Source organism: Serratia sp. H402Y (genome assembly GCF_051172415.1).
Classification (GTDB): domain Bacteria; phylum Pseudomonadota; class Gammaproteobacteria; order Enterobacterales; family Enterobacteriaceae; genus Serratia; species Serratia ureilytica.
Genome location: NZ_JBPIYZ010000001.1, coordinates 1,060,417 through 1,078,540 on the forward strand (window position 1 = coordinate 1,060,417; position 18,124 = coordinate 1,078,540).

27 protein-coding genes are annotated in these 18,124 nt (G+C 49.4%); 17 read left to right on the top strand and 10 right to left on the bottom strand.

The features are described 5' to 3' along the window. Positions 1 to 56 precede the first annotated feature (56 nt). The 6 genes from ACSBQS_RS05295 to ACSBQS_RS05320 all read right to left on the bottom strand — a co-directional run bounded on the left by ACSBQS_RS05295 (position 57) and on the right by ACSBQS_RS05320 (position 5,760). The gene (locus ACSBQS_RS05295; RefSeq protein ID WP_434989838.1) at positions 57 to 1,124 is read right to left on the bottom strand and encodes a RecT family recombinase; all 1,068 of its coding nucleotides are present in this window, start codon (positions 1,122 to 1,124) and stop codon (positions 57 to 59) included. Further along, entirely contained in the window at positions 1,121 to 2,788 is a 1,668-nt protein-coding gene (locus tag ACSBQS_RS05300) for a PD-(D/E)XK nuclease-like domain-containing protein (RefSeq protein ID WP_434989840.1), read from the bottom strand. The genes ACSBQS_RS05295 and ACSBQS_RS05300 overlap by 4 nt, the downstream gene beginning before the upstream one ends. Further along, positions 2,785 to 3,747, bottom strand: a complete 963-nt coding sequence (locus ACSBQS_RS05305; protein ID WP_434989842.1) for a RecE family exodeoxyribonuclease — start codon at positions 3,745 to 3,747, stop codon at positions 2,785 to 2,787. Before ACSBQS_RS05305 ends, ACSBQS_RS05300 begins: the two co-directional genes overlap by 4 nt. Positions 3,748 to 4,268: 521 nt before the next feature. After that, a complete protein-coding gene (locus ACSBQS_RS05310) occupies positions 4,269 to 4,577 on the bottom strand; it encodes a hypothetical protein (protein WP_434989844.1) in 309 nt (102 codons plus the stop codon). A 79-nt stretch (positions 4,578 to 4,656) separates the two neighbouring features. Then, positions 4,657 to 4,851, bottom strand: a complete 195-nt coding sequence (locus ACSBQS_RS05315) for a hypothetical protein (RefSeq protein ID WP_060437647.1) — start codon at positions 4,849 to 4,851, stop codon at positions 4,657 to 4,659. A 510-nt stretch (positions 4,852 to 5,361) separates the two neighbouring features. Beyond that, the gene (locus tag ACSBQS_RS05320; protein ID WP_332108462.1) at positions 5,362 to 5,760 is read right to left on the bottom strand and encodes a helix-turn-helix domain-containing protein; all 399 of its coding nucleotides are present in this window, start codon (positions 5,758 to 5,760) and stop codon (positions 5,362 to 5,364) included. An 88-nt stretch (positions 5,761 to 5,848) separates the two neighbouring features. Between ACSBQS_RS05320 and ACSBQS_RS05325 the strand changes: the two genes are divergently transcribed. From ACSBQS_RS05325 to ACSBQS_RS05345, 5 genes are all read left to right on the top strand, one after another. After that, positions 5,849 to 6,094 carry a transcriptional regulator gene (locus ACSBQS_RS05325; protein ID WP_197809094.1) on the top strand — a complete coding sequence of 82 codons (246 nt, stop codon included), beginning with the start codon at positions 5,849 to 5,851 and terminating at the stop codon, positions 6,092 to 6,094. A gap of 10 nt (positions 6,095 to 6,104) precedes the next feature. Beyond that, positions 6,105 to 6,566 carry a toxin YdaT family protein gene (locus ACSBQS_RS05330; protein WP_149570737.1) on the top strand — a complete coding sequence of 154 codons (462 nt, stop codon included), beginning with the start codon at positions 6,105 to 6,107 and terminating at the stop codon, positions 6,564 to 6,566. Positions 6,567 to 6,580: 14 nt separating this feature from the next. Beyond that, positions 6,581 to 6,817 carry a hypothetical protein gene (locus tag ACSBQS_RS05335; protein ID WP_060443316.1) on the top strand — a complete coding sequence of 79 codons (237 nt, stop codon included), beginning with the start codon at positions 6,581 to 6,583 and terminating at the stop codon, positions 6,815 to 6,817. 63 nt (positions 6,818 to 6,880) lie between these two features. Beyond that, complete coding sequence (locus ACSBQS_RS05340) at positions 6,881 to 7,882, top strand: DnaT-like ssDNA-binding domain-containing protein (protein ID WP_434989847.1); 1,002 nt, start codon at positions 6,881 to 6,883, stop codon at positions 7,880 to 7,882. Between the two features lie 4 nt (positions 7,883 to 7,886). Then, a complete protein-coding gene (locus ACSBQS_RS05345) occupies positions 7,887 to 8,369 on the top strand; it encodes a replication protein P (protein WP_434989849.1) in 483 nt (160 codons plus the stop codon). Between the two features lie 99 nt (positions 8,370 to 8,468). Here the strand turns inward: ACSBQS_RS05345 and ACSBQS_RS05350 are convergent, their stop codons facing one another. Continuing rightward, positions 8,469 to 8,933 (bottom strand): hypothetical protein, encoded by a 465-nt coding sequence (locus tag ACSBQS_RS05350; protein ID WP_060445586.1) that lies wholly within the window; start codon positions 8,931 to 8,933, stop codon positions 8,469 to 8,471. Positions 8,934 to 8,941: 8 nt separating this feature from the next. Beyond that, on the bottom strand, positions 8,942 to 9,739 hold the full coding sequence (locus ACSBQS_RS05355; protein ID WP_060448333.1) for a GTPase: 798 nt from the start codon (positions 9,737 to 9,739) through the stop codon (positions 8,942 to 8,944). Positions 9,740 to 10,043: 304 nt separating this feature from the next. Here ACSBQS_RS05355 and ACSBQS_RS05360 point away from each other — a divergent pair, with 304 nt between their 5' ends. The 10 genes from ACSBQS_RS05360 to ACSBQS_RS05405 all read left to right on the top strand — a co-directional run bounded on the left by ACSBQS_RS05360 (position 10,044) and on the right by ACSBQS_RS05405 (position 15,198). Continuing rightward, positions 10,044 to 10,220: a hypothetical protein gene (locus tag ACSBQS_RS05360; RefSeq protein ID WP_154637669.1), complete on the top strand. Its 177-nt coding sequence runs from the start codon at positions 10,044 to 10,046 to the stop codon at positions 10,218 to 10,220. A 59-nt stretch (positions 10,221 to 10,279) separates the two neighbouring features. Next, positions 10,280 to 10,876 (top strand): DUF1367 family protein, encoded by a 597-nt coding sequence (locus tag ACSBQS_RS05365; RefSeq protein ID WP_434989851.1) that lies wholly within the window; start codon positions 10,280 to 10,282, stop codon positions 10,874 to 10,876. Further along, entirely contained in the window at positions 10,873 to 11,304 is a 432-nt protein-coding gene (locus ACSBQS_RS05370) for an HNH endonuclease (RefSeq protein ID WP_434989853.1), read from the top strand. Before ACSBQS_RS05365 ends, ACSBQS_RS05370 begins: the two co-directional genes overlap by 4 nt. After that, positions 11,301 to 11,585 carry a DUF1364 domain-containing protein gene (locus ACSBQS_RS05375; RefSeq protein WP_434989855.1) on the top strand — a complete coding sequence of 95 codons (285 nt, stop codon included), beginning with the start codon at positions 11,301 to 11,303 and terminating at the stop codon, positions 11,583 to 11,585. The genes ACSBQS_RS05370 and ACSBQS_RS05375 overlap by 4 nt, the downstream gene beginning before the upstream one ends. Beyond that, positions 11,582 to 12,142: a DUF1133 family protein gene (locus ACSBQS_RS05380; protein WP_060445584.1), complete on the top strand. Its 561-nt coding sequence runs from the start codon at positions 11,582 to 11,584 to the stop codon at positions 12,140 to 12,142. Before ACSBQS_RS05375 ends, ACSBQS_RS05380 begins: the two co-directional genes overlap by 4 nt. Positions 12,143 to 12,301: 159 nt before the next feature. Then, positions 12,302 to 13,135 (top strand): hypothetical protein, encoded by an 834-nt coding sequence (locus tag ACSBQS_RS05385; protein ID WP_147095339.1) that lies wholly within the window; start codon positions 12,302 to 12,304, stop codon positions 13,133 to 13,135. A gap of 127 nt (positions 13,136 to 13,262) precedes the next feature. Beyond that, positions 13,263 to 13,985 (top strand): protein mom, encoded by a 723-nt coding sequence (locus tag ACSBQS_RS05390; RefSeq protein ID WP_434989857.1) that lies wholly within the window; start codon positions 13,263 to 13,265, stop codon positions 13,983 to 13,985. Between the two features lie 63 nt (positions 13,986 to 14,048). Next, positions 14,049 to 14,321 carry a hypothetical protein gene (locus tag ACSBQS_RS05395; RefSeq protein ID WP_015377501.1) on the top strand — a complete coding sequence of 91 codons (273 nt, stop codon included), beginning with the start codon at positions 14,049 to 14,051 and terminating at the stop codon, positions 14,319 to 14,321. Continuing rightward, positions 14,321 to 14,815, top strand: coding sequence for a lysozyme (locus ACSBQS_RS05400; protein ID WP_434989859.1), 495 nt, complete (start codon positions 14,321 to 14,323; stop codon positions 14,813 to 14,815). Before ACSBQS_RS05395 ends, ACSBQS_RS05400 begins: the two co-directional genes overlap by 1 nt. Next, positions 14,812 to 15,198: a hypothetical protein gene (locus ACSBQS_RS05405; RefSeq protein WP_434989861.1), complete on the top strand. Its 387-nt coding sequence runs from the start codon at positions 14,812 to 14,814 to the stop codon at positions 15,196 to 15,198. The genes ACSBQS_RS05400 and ACSBQS_RS05405 overlap by 4 nt, the downstream gene beginning before the upstream one ends. Before the next feature lie 45 nt (positions 15,199 to 15,243). On the opposite strand, the gene ACSBQS_RS05410 is transcribed toward ACSBQS_RS05405, so the two are convergent. Beyond that, entirely contained in the window at positions 15,244 to 16,131 is an 888-nt protein-coding gene (locus ACSBQS_RS05410) for a hypothetical protein (protein ID WP_233788129.1), read from the bottom strand. 356 nt (positions 16,132 to 16,487) lie between these two features. Between ACSBQS_RS05410 and lysC the strand changes: the two genes are divergently transcribed. Together lysC and ACSBQS_RS05420 are read left to right on the top strand one after the other, a co-directional pair. Further along, positions 16,488 to 16,757 carry an Rz1-like lysis system protein LysC gene (gene lysC, locus ACSBQS_RS05415; protein ID WP_434989863.1) on the top strand — a complete coding sequence of 90 codons (270 nt, stop codon included), beginning with the start codon at positions 16,488 to 16,490 and terminating at the stop codon, positions 16,755 to 16,757. Between the two features lie 192 nt (positions 16,758 to 16,949). Beyond that, positions 16,950 to 17,486 (top strand): hypothetical protein, encoded by a 537-nt coding sequence (locus ACSBQS_RS05420; RefSeq protein ID WP_434989865.1) that lies wholly within the window; start codon positions 16,950 to 16,952, stop codon positions 17,484 to 17,486. Positions 17,487 to 17,530: 44 nt separating this feature from the next. On the opposite strand, the gene ACSBQS_RS05425 is transcribed toward ACSBQS_RS05420, so the two are convergent. Next, positions 17,531 to 18,094, bottom strand: a complete 564-nt coding sequence (locus ACSBQS_RS05425) for a hypothetical protein (RefSeq protein WP_434989866.1) — start codon at positions 18,092 to 18,094, stop codon at positions 17,531 to 17,533. Positions 18,095 to 18,124: the final 30 nt, after the last annotated feature.

The window sequence follows — 18,124 nt, forward strand, 5'->3', positions numbered from 1 at the left end:
AGCACAACCGGCCACAATATTAGCCGTGGCCGGCGTTGTGCGTTGATTTTCCAAAATCAGCCCTGAAACTCTGGGCGCATATCGTCGAGCGCTAGCTGGAAACGCTCCATGTCATCAGCGCTTAGATCTCGCTCTGACCGTCGCACCAGCGCCTCTACCGCGGCGAATTCCTCGGCGTTCCGGCAGTCTTTCAGCTGGCTGCTGATGCTGCCGCATGCGGTGATCTGCCGGTGGCGTTTAATCACTTTGTTTTTCAACTCGGTGTAAGCGGCGATCCCCAGCTTTTGACGTAACTCTTCAACCTGTGCGCGGATATTTGATGCTTGGTCTGTTGTTTCTGCCTGATCGATAGCTGTCCGAATGCCGCCGGCAATATCATCCGTATCGACAGGCGGGGCGCTCTGCTGCACGGGGGCGGCGGTAGGTCCGTCCGCAAGCTGGCTCACACTGACGCGCGAGGCGCCGCGCTGCGGGTTAATTTCGCGTTCTTCTGTCTTTTCCAACTCGTCGATCGTGTAGACGCCGAGAATCACTTCCGGGCAGTACAGGCGCGCCCAGCGTTTCACTGCCAGATAGGCCAGTTGTTGGCGCGGATCATCAGCCCAGAGCGTAGAGTTGCGGGTGCGGGCCTGCGCCAGCATGAGCACTAACTCCCGCGGTTTATCCTCCCCCCTCAGCGTTGCCCAGACGCGGATCCCGATCCCTTCTTCATCAGCCAGGCGCCAGCCAGGAATGCGATACTCCCCTTTATCCCCTTTGCGAATATCAAATTTGCCGATCACCTTTTCCCACGGACCGAACCAGTCATAGTTGATGCGGTCGACCAGCGGCCCGCGGGTAGAGATCACCGCATTAACCAGTTGCGCCTCATACCCGAGAACGCCGCTCACGATGAACGTTTTCTGAGCCACCGCGAAGGGGTTCATTTGCCACTGGGCGGCCTGCATGGCGATCGCCATGCAGTCGGCCGGGTTCCCTCGCAGATGGGCGGGAATCGTCGCTGTACCGCTCGCCATGACCTGCGCAAATTGGTTGATAGCGGTCAGGTATTGCGGGTTGAACAGCGCGATGTTCGAGTCAGTAACCGATGCCGTTTTTTCTTCAGGAATGCTGATATTGCTCATAATATTTTCTCCCCTAATGCAACGCGCAGCTCTTCCAGTCGGCGCTGGTCATAATCGTTTAAGTCGGCAACGATCTCTTCGATGATTGGCGCCGGCCAGGTGTCGGTGTCGTATGCGTTTTTGATGCCTCGCAACGCCTTTTTATACTCAAGCCGGCCAAGTTCCAGTAGGTCAGGAGAAGCCTCGACGATAGCTACCCAGTGATAGCCCTCGTCTTTGTTGACGAAGATCCAGAAGAACTGGTCAAAGGCGGCGATGTCGCTATACATGGCGGCGCTAAGGTGGTAGTCCCGATCGGTAATCTCCCAACGCAGCTTTGTGCGTAGCGCGTTTTGCTTCACGCGGCCCATGCTGACTGTTTTCAAATCAACACCGACGCGCACGCTGTTAAGATCGATCTCAAGGTCGGGGCGGACGCGGACCTCGAGGCCAGTTTCCTCATCAAAGCCGAAATAACTCGCTTCAACCGCACGATGCTCATGCTGCAACAGTGGCCCTGCGTACGGGTGCGTAAATAGCGCGCGCTGAATGGCTTTGGCATGCTGCATTTGCTGCTGGGTGACCAGCTGGCGGCCGTCGTCGGAATTTTTCCAGGCATCGATCAGTTCGTCGGCGAAGACCGCCGTTGGCAAAATCGTTTTGATACGCGCGGCCATATCCTCTTTGCTGCCGCTGACCGGCAACGGCGCCGGAATCGCGCGCTCTTTCTCGACAAACTCCGGATCGATGGTCGCCAACTGTTCCAGCAGTGCGTCGCGGCCGCCGGTGGTTTTCAACGGCGCCGGCAGGGTGGCGTTGTACTTCTTGATGCACCCCTTCATAGCTGAAGCCGTAGGTTCGGCCGTTGCCAGGCTTTGAAACTCAACCGGCAGTGAAACATAAAATTGCGCGGTTTCTTCGTAATTTCCGCCCAACGCATACGACGCCGGTAGGGTGGCGTTATGCTTCTCGATCACGGCGCGTAGCGTATCGGCGTCGGTCTGTTTCGGCAGGTTGGTGTTGTGCTGTTCGATAAATGCGCGCATTGAGGCGGTATTCGTGAAAGCGCCGTCCGGGATAATCGGCTCTACGTTGAAATCTCGCTCCAGATTCTCTGGCTCAAGCGCCAGCGTGTGCACCAGCGAGCCGAACGTCAGCGCGTCGCTGCGTTCCCGGCCGATCGTTTTGATGACGTGGCGCCCGTGGTAATACATCAGGCTGATACGCGCGTCCTTCACCTGTGTGCTGCTGATGCCGTTCGCAGCGTGATAGTCTGTGTTTGAAATATCAGCGTAACGGCCTGGCTCGAAATACGCCGGCTGTTGACTTCCTGCAGGCTCATCTTCCGGCTGCAGCGCTACTTCCACTTTTTCACTGTCAATTAAGTCTTCAGCCTGCGTCGGTGCTGGGATCTGCTGCTGCAGCGCGCCATCGTCGGAAGGGGCATTGTCAACCTGCACGGCAGCCAGCGGCGAGGCTTCAAAAAGGCTCGATGCGTCGAAGCGGCCACCGCCTAAACTGACAAGCTCTGGCTCTGGCTCTGGCTCTGGCTCTGCAGCCAACTGCACGGCATCCGGCGCCGCGCCAAATTCATAGACGCCATGCTCAGACAAATATTTCTCAATCCAGCCGCGGAGTGTGGCGGGGAAGTGGTACATATCAGACGATGGAACATTGCGGATCACGCCGAAATTGTCTCACGGCTGTATTTTAGGATGTTCGGGGCAGCGCGCAGCGCCATTGACCAACGCTTAAAGTCTTCGTCATCGTTTTTTATTTTTTTCTGCGCCCAGCGATCGATCTCACCGGCGATATTTTGGCAGTCGACATCACCGACCCACAGCGCGCAGGCGATCTCACGGTCAAGGGCGTCATACGTTTGGGTATAGCCGCGCTTATGTACAGTTTTCGTCGTTTCTGCTTCCGGCTCCAGGGCCGGTTTCAGCAGCTGCTCAACGTATTTGCGGATATTGATGAAGGTCGATTCAGGATCGGTTTCTTCATAGCGACGCGCGACCCCTGCAACGAAAGCCGCGAAACGCTCGGGATCCATGCAGGAAACGGCAGGCAGGCGTAGAGCCTGCAGCATATCGGCGATATAAGCGGATTCGCCGCTCAATGCGGTGTTGATGACATTGGTCATCTGCGATTTACCCAGCACGGTGTCGATCACCTCGAAACCATGCAGGATGACGGCGACAGCCCGCGTGTCAGCGCTCATTTTTGCGAAGTATGCTCGCGGCTCTTGCCCGTGAGCTGGATCCCCGCCGTCATTGGTCGTCTGGTCTATCTGTGGCTTTTGGATGCCGGATTCTGGCGCACCAGCATCACCTGCAGGTTTGTGCTGCTCCTGCACTTGTTCGCGCTCAGTCGCAGGGATGACCTGCCACGACAGGTTATCGTCCAGTTTGTACCGCAGGCACCAGGTATCACAGAACGCTGCTTCTGGCGGCAGATCGTCAACCACGGGGTAATTGGTGCGCACCGGCTTGAAGTAAGCGGATTGATCCAGCTCGGCGTCCTCGATATGGTTTTCGAGGTCACGCTTTGCCCGCGCATCGTTCTTTGCTTCAAACCAGATGAAAAGCGAGGGTTTCCCTGACTTTTGCTTTGCCTTTAAGTGATAGGCGTAGACGTTTTGCATTGTGCAATTCTCCTGAGTTTAGGTAGAATGCAGGCCGATCGGTGCTGCATCCTCGATGTGGTCATTGGTCATGCCTCGGCTGTTAGGGTTGGTCCCCTGGCAGCCCGTCACCGGGACGTTAAGCCGGTAGACTGGCCCGCCTTGTGCGGGCCTTTTTACTTTTAATCGCAATAACTCATTCGGCAGTGCGGGCAATTAATAATGTGGGTGCTCGCTGCCTTTTCTACGGAAATTCCGGAAACAAAGTCGCCGTGTTTATTCTCAACTGGAACGTAAACATCTTTGTTGCAACGGTAACAAATCCCGTCAATTGGCGAGAAATTCGGAAGGCGGTTGTCATTGCAATATTGGCTTTGGGCCTCAATTGCTAATTCAGTGTTGAAAGTTTGCATTATATAAACCCTCTCTTTGATTTATTGAAATGCGCCCTACGAGTTGACGCCCCGGGAGGGAAACGCATGACGCATTTCAATATTTGAAAAAGCCCCGCCATCGCTGGCGGGGAAGACTACACACAGCAATTAGCGGGTTGTGCGTTCTGCTGAGCCGCCAAGCATTGCCATCATGAAGGCCAAAAGCATTTCTTTCTTTTCGTCGCTGGTAATTAAATGACCGTCAGTAATATTGTTTGCTTTGCGGTAAATTTCTTTTACTGCGCAGTCAGGACAATCAAATTCACCGAGATCGGTTCCGTCTGCTAAAACTGCACCAACAGGTAATTCATCGTTTTTGGTCTTAGCGATATATCCAATGACATTATCGTTTTCATATACGGAATGAATACCTGCGTGAATTTTTTCACAAACTAAAGTTGCGCTGGTTACTTTCATGGTCATGCCTCATTCGAATAAAGTGCGTGTTTGGTCCTGCCCATAAATTCGGGCATTTTACTTCTGCTTCAGGTGGTGCTTAGTGCGTGCCGGCTGGCTCGAATTCCGGCGGGATCCGCAGGGATTCAAAAGGGCGCTTGATGGCCCGCAGATTGCCGACCGGTTCGAACCGGTAGCGGCCGCGGATGTAATCGAACGATGCTACCCACGGCGCGCCGGTGCGCGAGTTGCGGAGGCTGACGGCCTTACCGCTGTTTGGGACGATCTTGCTCATTGTCATGCCCCCTTAAAAATCAGTGCTGCTACGATGACTCCCATCCAGAACAGGCCGCAGGCGCCGACGACAATTACAATCCAAAACCCTCTGTCGCTCATGATTGCCTCGGTGGCGCCCCGTAGGGCGCGGTGAGTGTTACTGGAGAGCTGCGTTAAATTCTGCTTCTGACATGGCCTCTTCGCCTTCCGCCAGACTGTCGAAATACTCTTCGTATGATGTGAACATCGTGTTGCCCTCTGCTGTGTGGTCTGTTGGTCATGCCTTGGTGCTGTCTTTCCAGCTGTCAGAACGTTTTTCACCTGCTGCGTTAGCGAATCATCCCGGTCTTCGTGCGCCCCGGGCGGCTACTTCGTGGGCTTCCTGCCTGTTCGCTGCTGCTTGATGAAATGAATTGTGAGCTAAAAGCTAACATGTGTCAACACAAGGCTAACCAAAAAGTTTTCTGAGGGCATAAAAAAAGCCGCTTTTTAAGCGGCCTTTGATAGATAGTTCTATATATGTGGTTGATTATTCTTTGTTTCTTAAAACGTACCGAGTGTAGAATTCTTTTAATTCATTCAGGCGCATTTCAAAAGCAGCCAACATGTTAGCCTGCTCAATTCCCGGTAATTGGCGATATAAATCGAGAAGCTTTTTTTCTTCTTGGCTGAGATCACCACTTCCTTCTGTGTCGTCACCAAGCAGCCAGGCTATTGAGACACCAGTAGCGCTCGAAAGCTTGGAAGCAGCCTCTTTACTGATGCTCCCCCTTTTAAACCATCCGTTAACTGATGATCTGCTGACATCAGCAATTCGTGCCAAGTCAGCTTTTGAAAGATGCTTGGCTTCCATCAATTCATTTAGGCGCTGGGTAACCAGCGAGGTCAGGGCGTCGTCTGTATTTTTCATCATGTGAGTATAAGCCACCGGCTAACACCCCTCAATTTCTCTTGTTGTTGACAAGTGTTAGCTTTATGCTCACACTTGTTGTGTTTTAACTTCAAGGAGGTCTGCAATGACCGGACTAGACAAAGCCATCAAGGTTGCAGTTAACCAGCGTCGTTTGGCTCTTATGTTAGGGATAAAACCCTCTTCTCTGAATCGCTGGGTAAAGAAATATAACGGCCGTGTCCCAGAGGCTCATTTGCTGAAAATTTATGAACTAACAGGCGTCACGCCACATGAAATTCGGCCTGACATTCACCCAAACCCAACCTCTGGCTTACCACCAGAACCCCAGGATAACAAACCTGGAACTTAAGGATTGATATATGGAAATCAAACACGAGCAGATCCGCGACGCGCTGCGTGGATGGGCCACGGAGGCCACTCAGCGCACGGTCGCGGCAGAAATCACCCGCGCTTACTTCAAGTTGGAAATGCAGACACCGCAGCTGGCGCAGATCGAACGCGCCGACGGCAGCGTTGATGATGCTGCATGGCACAACAATAAGCAGCAGATCTTTCGCTGGCTCGACAGCGATAGTGCTGGCGCCCGCCAGAAAATCCAGGAACTGCAGCCGGCGATCCTTGCTGCGCTGCCGGCGGTGCTGCGCGCCCGGCTGGTGGCGGGGAACAGCATCGAATACCTGGCAATCCGCGCGCTGAAGGAACACCAGGAGGCGATCGCCGCCGCGCTGCTGCACGCATCACCGGCAGATTTTGAAAGAGAGTGCGACGAGGCAGAGCGCAGCTTCTACGAGCTGCGGCGAGCCTACAGCGCACTGCATTAACCGAGGCATGACCAATGACCATTAATCACGACGATTTCCTGCAGAAGCAGATCACCGCGCAGCTGCGCGAGGCACGGTTCGACGAGGCGGTTGCCACGACGTCGGCGGCGGCTGCCGTACAGCACCAGCGCCACAACCCGAACATGAAACTGCCCGACCTGTTGGTCTGGGCGCGAAGTTTTGCAAAGCACTGCCAGCGTTTGAAAGGGAAGCCAGCGCCGCAGGGAGCACGCGCGACGGCGCGAAACTGACCTTTTAAGAAACGCAAACCGTAACGCTGTCGGCGTTACAGATTACAGAAAGTTGAGGCACATATGGCGGCAAGTTGGATCAAGGTTGAAGTGATAACCCCGGATAAACCGGAGGTGTTCCAGCTGTCGGAAATCCTGAATCTGGACCCGGACGCTGTGTTAGGCAAGTTGGTCAGATTATGGGCGTGGGCCGATCAACAGACCATTGACGGTAACGCAAAGTGTAACGCTGCGAGCGTTACAAAAAATGCAGTTGATCGGATCACTTTCGTTTCCGGTTTTGCAGATGCGCTGATCAGCGTTGGCTGGCTGGAGCTCGATGGGGAGACGTTGGTTTTTCCGAACTTTGAAAGGCATAACGGGAATTCATCGAAAAAACGAGCACTTACGAATAATCGCGTTGCAAATTCCAGGAAAGTGAAACGCGGGAGTAACGCAAAAGGTAACGCAATTAGTAACGCTGCGAGCGTTACAGATGCGTATCAAAAAGCGTTACCAGAAGTAGAGGAAGAAGAAGATCTAAAAGATAAACCCCTCTCTCTATCGGGAGCGGGCGAAATTTCACCAGATGGACAGGGAACAGGGCCGACACCCTGGGAAGACCAAGACGACGAGAACCCATGCGGAAAATTTCCGATGAGCGCCAACTGGGCGCCGACGGTTGATTTCCAGCGATTGGCGGCGTTGTGGGGCCGAATTATCGACGGTCCGGCGCCGGGATATACCCCGCATGAGCTGGCGAGCTTCCAGGCGTACTGGAAAGCCGAGGGCAGGGTATTTAACCAGACGCAGTGGGAGCAGAAATTCGCTGACAGCGTGCTCTACGAGCGCCAGGCGGCGGCCAAACGAAAGCAGCATGCAGGAGGTTCAAATGCGACCAGATACACCGCAGCAGCCGCTACCGCTCAGCAACAGGTCAGGGCCGCACGAAACGCAGAACGGGAGCGAAAGGGCTTGGCTCCTCTGGGAGACGATGGCGGGGATTTACGCCAACCGCTGGGTGACCAAAAACGGGGTGGCACCATCCACGATCTGGGGCCAGACGATTTCGAAATTCTCAGATGACCAATTGGCCTACGCCGCGCGCCGGTGCATGGAGCGCTGCAGCGCCGGTAACCACTGGCCGCCTGACCTCGCGGAATTTACCGCGATCGTCGGCGAGTGCACGGCTAACCCGTTCGGCTTGTCGGCGGACGACGTCATGACCGAATACCGGCGTTGGCGCAACGAATCTTGGCGTTTCGACGGCGCAGATAGTTTCGACTGGCGCCACCCGGTGCTGTTCCAGATTTGCCCGGAGCTCCGCCGCGCCGGCGTAGAGCGCAAGCTGGGACACAACGAACTCGCCGCACTGGCCGGCCGGCTGCTGGCAAAGTGGGCAAAGCAGGTGGAAATGGGATTCTCCATCCCGCCAGTGCGAAAAACGAAAGCGTTTGAGAACAGGCCGCCGGGCGACGCACAAGTCGCTGACACGGACGGCCGCTATCAGCGAAAGGGCATGGAAATGCTGGCACGGATCCGTGCCAGCATGAGGAACATCAGCATGAAATAGCCTAAGTAAGAACAAAACTTATAAAATCAGTAAGGTACATGGATTTATATAAGAGGATATAAATCCAGACTTACTTACTTGGCAACGTTAAGTTAATTCTTAATAGAATTTAATTCTATTAAGCCTAATCTCAATTATTACCATTCCTACTACATCATGCTCATGAACCATTGATACTATCTCTTTAATATTATAAATTACTTCTAAAATCTCCATTAAAGATCTTTTTTCTATCTTTATCTCAGTGTTTAATTTTTTTATTTTCTGGACTGATAGTGTCATCAAAAGCATTATAAATATGGCGCAAGATGGCATTACTATAAACAAGAAAACATTAAAGATAGTATCGCTCCCGTGTTTTGTTATGTAATAGCTTGATACCAATGCTAAAATGGAAAATAACGCAAGCGCCCACAAAAATGACAGTCTTATTTTCAACAAGGCTTCATTAGCACTTTTAAGTCTATCACTTGATATTTCTGCTAAATCAATTAGTTTCGTTAATTGCCCAATGCTTTCTTCTATAGAGCTATTATATATTTTTTCGAAGCGAATATCATTCATATATAACCTCAAAAGTACATTTTCATTTCTGTAAGGAAATTTCGGAATAATCCTATTTTTTCTTCTTCGCTTCTTATCATTCTCGAGCGAATTTCTTTTCCTTGAAATTCATAGTTACAACGGTCACTGCAAACTGGAATGAAGTTAATCTCGGAACCATTTCTTGTCAAGCTTGCGATTCTCTTTATAATTTCTTTGAAGCTGTCATCGTTAGTATAGTATTTTAAAGCTCTTCCTCGATCATACAAATCAACTTTATTTAAAACGAAAACAAACCAATCGATTTTTTCACTCCTCGACTCAAGTATTTCCACCATAGATTTGACATGAGAAAGCTCCATCTTTCTATTGAAATCTATTAAATCATCGATGCTCTTAATACCATGTGATGATACGACTGTTTTTATTGTTTCATGCCTGTGATGTGCATGTCCCCAATCAAGAATATGTATTACACCTTTTAGTTTTTTATTGTTAACTATATTATCGACTATGTTTACATGTGCTTTATTGACCATCTGTCCGGGGATTATTGTAAGCTTATTAGGGAATATGCTATCACCTAGATAAAAAACCTTATTCTCAACTGATGTTGAAATCTCAGGCTTTACTGCTCGCTTACCTGATATTTCTTTCCTTAGAGATTCGAAAAAATAACTTTTTCCGACACCTGGATAGCCTGTGACGACCACATCAGAGTTTTTCATCCAATAAATAGATTTTGCTACAAACTCGCTAATCGCCTTTCTATTCGAGTAAAGAGCCGCAAGCGATTTTATGGTTATAGGTAGTGAATCAATTGCCATTACATGTTCCTTACGTAAAATTCCAGTTTATTTTAGTATCTATTAATTATTTAGTAAATGGTTTTGTAAACTAAAATAAGCATAAAATCAACAGGTTGTACGTGACCTGGATAAAACACCACCTATGCCTATCTGTTCGTGCTGAAAAATGACCAGGCCATCTTAGTGCGGCTTCACCTGACTGGGAACTTAATCATAAAATTTGACTTTCTACTAGCTAATGAATTTTACTGTATTAATATACAGTATTGTAGTGTAATAATTACGATGTGAAGCGATTCCGAGAATGTCGGAGATAAATATAATGATTGAAAAACAAAGTATTGCACAACATTTGCCCGATGAAGGCCGGGTATTGGTTTACTTGACTCACGGAGCCGTTAGCGCTGTTCTGCCACTCAAAGATGAGCAGATAGTCGCTGACCCAGAATTAATGATTGTGCTTCTACGCCGAATGGGCTACGAAGTGCGAAGAAAGTGATATAATCCTCTCATCAGCCTGAACAGCTGATCACCTGCTGCGCCACCACGGAGACGAACATGGCGCAGTATTCGTTTTACAAATCCCAAGGCGGGATCCTCGTGCCGGCAACGCCCGACACGGCCGATTTCGTCACGAAAAAACTCAAGCTGGGGGCGGTCGTCACTGGCGAGTTTAAGCGCGCCCGAAATCCCGGACTGCACCGCAAATTTTTCTCACTCCTGAATCTCGGTTTTGAATACTGGACCCCGACTGGTGGCGCAGTATCAACGTTTGAGCGCCAATTTCTCCGCGGGTATATCAATCGCCTGGCTCGCCATGTTGACGATGCTGGCGTGTTCTATGCGCTGGCGGACGAGTACCTGCAGCTGGTTGCCGAGAAGCGCGCCGAACGGCTGACGATTACAAAATCCTTCCACGCTTTCCGCCGATGGGTAACCGTCGAAGCGGGGCATTATGACCTTTTTGAACTCCCCGACGGTTCGACCCTGCGTGAGCCGCGTTCGATCTCATTCGCAAAAATGGACGACCTCGAATTTAACGATCTGTACCAGGCAGCGCTTAACGTGCTGTGGACCTTCATCTTAAACAAATCTTTCCCAACCATCGCCGAGGCAGAGAACGCCGCGGCTCAGCTTATGGAGTTTTCGTTATGAGTGATTGTGTTTATTGGGAAAAATGCAAAGACAAAGACGGCTACGGCATGACGTTTCATAACGGTAAAGTCGTAAGGGCTCATCGGTTGGCATATTGCGAGGCAAATAACCGCAATCTTGTCGAAATAGAGGGGCTTGTTGTTAGGCATAGGTGCAACAACCCGTCATGTGTGAATCCAGCACATCTTTTAATCGGAACTCAAGCCGACAACAACAGAGATCGCGTGTACGCCAATCGATCGCATCGTCCATCCGGTGAAAAAAATTGTTCCGCAGTATTAAGTGAATCAGCAGTAAGGGAGATCAAACGCCGACATAAACGTGGGCTAAAAGACACTCATGAAGCGCTAGGCAGAGAGTTTGGTGTATCACAGGCAACCATTAGTCGAATTATATCTGGGAAGCGTTGGGGGTATGTAAAAGCATGAGCAAACTGACAGACGAGGCCCGCGGCCGTGATTGCCAAATCAGGATCCCCGCCATCTGTAACCGAAACCCAGAAACAACCGTCGCCGCACATTACCGGCTGGCCGGCACCTGCGGCACGGCAATAAAGCCAGACGACACACAGGCAGCCTGGGCCTGCAGCGCTTGCCACGATGAAGTAGACCGACGCACGCGCCTTATCGACGCCAACGACGCCCGACTGATGCACGCCGAAGGCGTCATGCGCACGCAAGAAATTTTGAGAAAGGAAGGAAAGCTATGATCTACCCCGACAACATCGGTAAAGGCGACGGCAAAGAGCTGCATTTGCGTGCATTGGAGCGCGTTTGGATACAAGGGCGGCTGAAAATGTGGGGCCGGTGGTCAGGGATGGAAAGTTTCGGTAGGGCCGGCAACATGTTTAACCGACTTCTGACGAGCAACAAGGTGACAAAAGCGGCGATCACCCAGGCGCTCAATCAGCTGAAAAAGGCGGGATGCGAGCAAGAAGAATTGCGCCAGTATTTGCTCGACATTCTGGAGGGAAAACAAAAAAGCAGCCTGGCATTTTGCACTGATTCGGAGGCGGCGATTATGGATCGGGTGATCGGGGCCGTCCTGCTGGATTACCCAGGGCTGAAATTTATCATTCAGCAGCGCTATATTGGGAAAGGAAAAAGCCTGAAGGAGATGGCCGCAGATCTGCATGATTATCGCCCTGATTGGTGCATGCGAACCTGCGAGACGCGCGTCGCGGTATGGGTAAAAACGGCGGAATTCATGCTTTACCGTCCGATGAGTGATGCATTTGAGATGAATAGCGAACGATTTTATCGTTGACTTTGCGCGGAAATTGATTAAATTGGAGTAAGCTTCGCGAAGTAGTACCCGCAGCGACAAATTCAAAAGAAACCCGCCGTCGAGCGGGTTTTTTATTATCATAACTTAAGTTTTACCTTATGATTTGCTATGTGTTTCTTATTATCAAGGTTGAAACTAATGGTTGAAGAAAACATCACAACTACTCATCTTAGCAAGGAGGACTTTTTCTTAGCCCTTCGAAATTTTGATTGTGCGGTTTGTGAGGCGCTTGCTGTGAGCCAATCTGTTGGCGTAAGGGAGGCCGAAGCTTATATGGGCTGGTCTACGCATATTTTTGCGAGGATATGTGTTAACGCAACAATCATGATTGGGAATATACCAGGCTCCCGATGGGGGAAAAGAGATTATGATTTTTGGGATTTCTCGCTTGTTGCGCCATATACACGAGCACTTATAGAGTCTGAGTTGCTTTTATTTTATCTGTCGAGGATACCTAGCTCACAAGCAGAGTGGTCAGCAAAACTCAATGTTATGCACATGAGCGACTGCATGAAAAGAATGGAGCACTTTTCTCCCGACCCTGAATCAGATGCAGCTTTCGAAGAGCAGCGTGAAATGATAGCAAAGAGGTTGCATGAAAATGAGCATTTTAACGCTTTAGATGCTGGGACCAAAAAAAGATGTTTGAGCGGAAAAGCTCTAACAATTAAAAATAGAGATGAGATACTAGATGACATGGGGGTTGACAGAAAGCAGTTTAAAAAGATTTTTGACCTCTTATCTCATTATACCCATGTATTACCGATGTCTTATTACCGTATGGAGGCTAATGGGCGAGGTACGGGGTGTTTTAATCAGGTGGATTATTCATATATATATCTTGCTATGGAGATTTGCACAGAGGTTCTGACAAGATGTACGGATATAATCACTGAGATGTTCCCAGACACAAAAAAAAGCATGAAAGGTTTAAAATCCAAATTTAGTTTGGGTCCTAAACCGAGGAAATAGTTTTCAGCCTATAGAATACATAAATTAATTAACGCTGTGATGGTCGCCCCGGAGAGTTGCCGCTCTCCGAGGCAGTATGCCCGAGCCAACAGTCACGAGCACACCTCTCTATTGGAGTGCCGAGACATTGAAAAATCATTCAAATGCTGTTGTGTCACGCGCCTGCGGAAAGCCAGCGCCGATCGTCTACGCCGGCGAAACCGTCGGTTATGGATGTGACGATCTCCACGTCGCAACGATCCCCGTTTGGCTTGCCCGCCTGGTGATCAGCCATTTTCACTACAGCAAGCGCGTAGTGAATAACTCCTATTTGCACCTTGGGATTTTCGACGGACGCGAACTGGTGGGCGTTATGCAGTGGGGCTACGCAATGAACCCGAGCAGCGGGGCGCGCGTCGTGACCGGCACCGGCAACCGCGAATACATGGAGTTAAACCGCCTCTGGGTGCATGACCGGATGCCGCGCAATACTGAATCACGCGCAATCAGCTACGCGCTGAAAACTATCAAGCTGCTCTATCCCGCGGTGGATTGGGTGCAGACGTTCGCCGACGAACGCTGCGGCCCGTTCGGCGTCGTGTATCAGGCGAGCAATTTCGATTACGTCGGCAGCCATCAAACGACGTTCTACGAGCTCGACGGCGAGTGGTATCACAAGATCGCAATGACGACGAAAGGGCGCAAAGCTGGCACCCGTGGAAATTTCTTGCAGGCGAATGCACACCGCGCCACCGCCCATACGTTTAACCAATTTCGCTATATCCGCTTTTTGAACAAGCGGGCGCGCCGGCGGCTTAACACGAAATTGTTCAGCCCGAAGCCGTATCCTAAACCCGAAATTTCACCCTAGCCCGGCTGCCGTCGGGCTTTTTCAATTCTGCACTGCCCGCCGCGGCCCGCGGAGGTGGGGATCATGAAAATGAACGACAGCTACTCGAACGCTACCTATTGGCTTGCGGGCATATCTGCCTTTTTCGCCGGGTTAACGCTGCAGGACTGGGGTTTCATCATTGGCCTGGCTGTCAGTATCGCCCTGGGCATATTGACCTACCGCCTCAATCGGCGAGAGCAGATGAAACGAACGCAGATCCTGCGCGACATTTTGAGCAAGACCAACAGCGCCAACCCATCAGCCACCGCGACAATCGTCGCAGAATTGGGCCAAAAAGCTCCGAGAGAAATCTGATGAATTCCATCCTGAGAAATAAAATTGTCGCTGCCATAACCGGTGGCGGCGGGGCGATTGCGATCGCCACTGCAATGCTCGGCGGCCACGATGGGTTAGAGGGGCGGCGGTATGTGGCCTATCGCGACGTCGTCGGCGTTCTGACGGTCTGCGATGGACATACCGGCGCCGATATTATCCTCGGCAAGCGATACAGCGACGCAGAATGTGATTCGCTGTTGCAATCTGACCTGCAGAAAGTAGCACGGATTGTCGATCCGGCTATCAAGGTGAAAACCACGGAAACCCAGCGCGCCGCTATTTACTCGTTTTCGTACAACGTCGGCCCGTATGCGTTTATCGGCTCCACTATGCTGAAAAAATTGAATACCGGCGACCCGGCCGGCGCGTGCGGTGAACTGAAGCGCTGGAAGTATGCCGGCGGCAAAGAGTGGAAAGGGCTGATCACCCGGCGTGAAGTCGAAAACACCGTCTGCATCTGGGGCCAATCATGAACGGCTGGATGAGCAAGATCGCCGGCGGCAGCCTGGTGCTTCTGTTGATGGTGGCTATTTTTCTTGGCGGTTACAACTCGCTGTTGTCGCACCGGTTGGAGCTGGCACGCCATCAGGCTGCAGAACAGCAGAAGACGCTTGCACAACAGGCCGGGCTGATAGCCACGCTGCAGACGCAAGATGCGCAGAATCGCGCGCTGATGGCGGCGCAGCAACAACGCGAGCAGCAGCTGCGCCAGCAGCACGACACCGCCCAAAGGAAATACCGTGAAGCGATTAAAAACGATCCCTGCGCTGGTCAGCTTCTGCCTGCTGTTGTACTTGAGCTCTTGCACGCGACCGCAGGCATAAACCCCGGTGTCGTTAATCCTCCTTCCCCCTGAATCCGTATTTACTCAATGCGAAATGGTTGGATGCAATTTTTCTTATTAACGCTTTGTATTAAGCAAAGAGAAATAATTATCAACAGATTTCAAAGCATACGTGCGACGTTCCGTGTCATACATATAATGTTTGATTAATTCGACAGCTAGTATGTCGGTTCTTGTGATTTGCTTGATAAGTTTATCTATCCCTTGTAGTGGTCCCTCAATTTTATTGTAAATCGATTTCTTAATTTTATTTTGAGATAGGTTTGGGTCCAGTGCTGATAACATTTTCGGGTCTGCTGCCATTAATAATGCGTGGATCAAAATCACCCTAATGAAATCGAACTCCCCATAACACTTGATGCGCAGTTTAGGTAGTATTGAAAAAAGATGCTTTCCGCCATCATTAATAAATGACTGAATGATTTTGTTTATCTCATCTTCAACCGTGCCTGCTGAGATTTTATTGTCATATCCATAATAAAATGCAAATGGTAACCTTTCATTTTTTGGTATGTGTTTTATTAGTTCATAAGAGTGACAGAATCCAGAAATTACCGTCAAATCACCATTGCATCTCTTGGTTACTCCATAAAAAAGCTCAATCAATTTTGACCATTCTATGAATGAATTATCAGGAAGCTGAAGGCCGTTTTTCTTGTCTCCATGAGCATGAATTATAAACATGGGTTTAAAACCAGGATTGTTGAAATGTTGAAAAAGAGCTTCAAAGAAATGCAAAAACTCTTGTTTGTTTGCACATGTTATCAATTTTAGATTTTGCTCTATTTTCTCTGGATTATCTTTTCCTACTAATTTTACTCGCAAATCATCATGGTTTCTCCTTGGAGATGAAATATCAGAAACAGGATTGAGGCAATCCAAAATAACAATAAAGTTAGAATTGGAAGTGTTAGAAGTCTTTAAGGTAAAAATTGGAATGCTCATGCATTAATCCTTTTAATGCGTTAGTTTAAAAATAAGCTGTGGCAAATAAAAAACGTCTTGTGATGTACGTTTAAGAAGTTTAACTCAGTAATAAATTTTAAAACAGATAGATACTAGAAAATTTTATGGCTAAACAGGACTAGGTCGAGCTTCAGCAACGGTTCTAGCCGAGTATTATTCCCAAGCTAGAAGATTCCCGAAAGAATGGCGTGAATCAAACAGACTTAACTACGCGATAGTCTGTCGGTACATAGTAATCAGATACCTAGGAAGCACCAAATTTGGCTCCAATGACTGTGCAATTGCAACAAGAATAGCCGGTGGCCACTAGCAAGACGCCTAACAAAGGAAATACCGTGAAGCGATTAAAAACGATCCCTGCGCTGGTCAGCCTCTGCCTGCCGCTGTGCTTGAGCTCTTGCTCCCGGCCAACGGCACACCAGCCCGCGCCGTTAATCCTCTTTCCTCCTGAATCTGTGTTCACTCTATGTGAGCAGCCAGAAATGGCTGGCGATACATGGGGCGAGGCCGTCAGCTATACGCTGGCACTACAAACCTCACTGAAAATTTGTGCCGGCAGAATTGCCACGCTGAATGCCTGGCGGGCCGGCTTATCGAAACGGTGACATTACCTAAGCGCCGTGTTGTCGCCGTCCTCCTGCTTTAGCTGTGAGACGCTCCTCTCGACGAGCTATGAATGGTTACAGCGGAAACTATAATCGAGATAGAAATATTGGCGTCACAGCTGAATAGTCTGAAAGCGTTCACTAAAAACATTCTGGATGCTAAAATACCTCTCTAAAAACTGAGAGGTGTTTATGAGTGAATGGTTCAATGAAAATGCGCCGGCGATTATTGCTGCTTCAGCTGCTATTTTGGCAGCAATAGTTGCAGCTTTAGCCGCCTTCGGTGGTGCATTAATAAACAATAAATCCAATCAAGCTTTGAGGGAAGGGCAATTTATTACAGAACAATGGAAAGCAAATAGAGAGCTATACTTAAAAAAAGGAGAGGAGATTTTCTCTTTATTTAACTCCTGGGCTGAACACACGAATCTCATGCTCCAATTTGTTCGTGAAGATAGTGCAAATTTGGATGTGTATTTACAGGAGGAAAAGGAGTTAAGATCAAAAGTTGATGTCCTGATATCACTCTATTTTGGAGAGTTGTCTGAGGATTTTGAGTCAATCAAAAGAGATTTGTATGACGCGCACTTAGCTTATCTCGAGTCAGGGTTTGATGATTCGAATAAGGAGAAGTTACTTGTGGGGGTTGTTAGGAAAATAAGCGATGTTCAAGTAAAGTCTACTGTTTTTAGAAAAAGATTGGCAAAAGAGACCCAGAAGTACTTTTAATGGCTTCTGGGTTTTTTAATTACGATTTTCGTTATCGTTCTAAGCTAATTAAATGCCGAACGGGCTAAGGTGTACCCTTTTAGAACATTTTTATGATTAAGAGGTTCTCTATGGTGAAAGGTCGATTCACCTGGCCCACCAATTTCATATCCGGCATAAGCGAACGAGTGTAACCAATAGACCCGTTCATCTCGCCTGTCCTCATGAATGAAATATCGCCACTCGGGAGTGGTTAAGATATGTGATATGGGAACCAATTGCCCCCATTTATCCAACGGTAGTATGTTTGGAGTCTTAGGTGAAGGAGCCCCGGCAGCTAACCACACGCGCTGATCAGGGTTATCGAAAGATAGTATTCTAGCTTTTCTACTTTCTGTTGAAATAATCTCATCATTAGCAGGCTTTACTTCGAAGTATGCTTTAAAGTCATCTATGTAGAAGTCGGGTATATATATCTCTCCCGTTGATAATTTTATTTTTTCAGGCTCGTAGTGATAGGTGACGCCCAAAGCATCAAAAAAAACGGCCCATCGAGCTTCAGTTTGAGAGCGGTACGTGATTCCTCTATACGTAGTCGGCCTAGCATTTTCGCCACGAGTGTTTTTCATTTATTCACCTTAATCTCATAAAAGTTGAGT